General features: G+C 25.5%; 1 tRNA gene. It reads right to left on the bottom strand.

The features are described 5' to 3' along the window. Positions 1-373 precede the first annotated feature (373 nt). Positions 374-448 (bottom strand) — tRNA-Arg (locus tag NNC19_RS23450). Positions 449-612: the final 164 nt, after the last annotated feature.

Here is a 612-nt window from a genome sequence, read left to right as displayed (position 1 = left end):
GAAATTTCGTATAACATATGTATAAGATAATTGTATTTCTCTCTCTTTTATCTTAACTACATTATACGAGAATATTACCATATATATGGTTCAGAATATGCTTAATTGAAGGTCAATCATAAAAGACTATGAATGGACTCTCCACGAATTATTTCTTTACTAATTATTTTCAATGAAAAAATACAGAAAGCTTACATTAAACCAGCAATATTAAGGTGTAATAAATTACATATATGCATTATTGAATTATTTAATGAATGACCAACTATACAAGGTATAACCATTATTGTTACAAATTAGTTTAGCTATGAATTAGAAATTTAAAATATTAAAAGCTATAATCATAACATTTAGTTAGATTATAGCTTTTAAGTGGTATCCCCAGTAGGAATCGAACCTACATCTATCCCTTAGGAGGGGACTATTCTATCCATTGAACTATGAGGACATATTTATTTAAATTACATATACGATTTTATTATACTTGCCTGTATATGTCAACAACTTCTGTAGAAACTTCCAATAAACATTTTGTAACTATAATAGTGCAAAAATGCTTGAATAATTTTACAACTGAATAAAATAAAAAACATTTATGATAAATCCTTGTTA

Source organism: Clostridium sp. SHJSY1 (assembly GCF_031626875.1).
Taxonomy (GTDB): Bacteria; Bacillota; Clostridia; order Clostridiales; family Clostridiaceae; genus Clostridium.
Note: the sequence above shows the minus strand (reverse complement) of the source record. Positions and strands in the feature narration are given on the sequence as shown.